The sequence below is a fragment of the Cellulosimicrobium sp. GQ32 genome (genome assembly GCF_059758455.1).
On record NZ_JCAXEP010000045.1, the window covers coordinates 1 to 232 of the forward strand.

The 232-nt window shown below is 70.7% G+C and carries 1 protein-coding gene; it reads right to left on the reverse strand.

The window, feature by feature from the left end:
• Positions 1 to 232 (reverse strand): molybdopterin-dependent oxidoreductase (locus tag AC6CH9_RS20860; RefSeq protein ID WP_498156608.1); only part of this gene is annotated, 232 nt, incomplete at both ends.

A 232-nucleotide genomic window follows, 5' to 3' on the forward strand; every position in this document is an offset into this window, starting at 1 on the left:
CGTCTGGTCGCCGAACACCTGCGGGGAGGCGACCGGGAGGTCGGCGTACCAGTCGTAGAACGACAGCATGCTTCCGCCCAGGAGCTGGACGAACCGCGACCCCACCCCGTGCGACACCATCGACATCGCGGGGATGGGGGAGAAGCCGGCGACGCGGTCGGGGCCGTAAGTCTTGATGGTGTGCACGTGGGCGGCGGCGACGATCTCGGCGGCCTCGTCCCAGGTGGCGCGC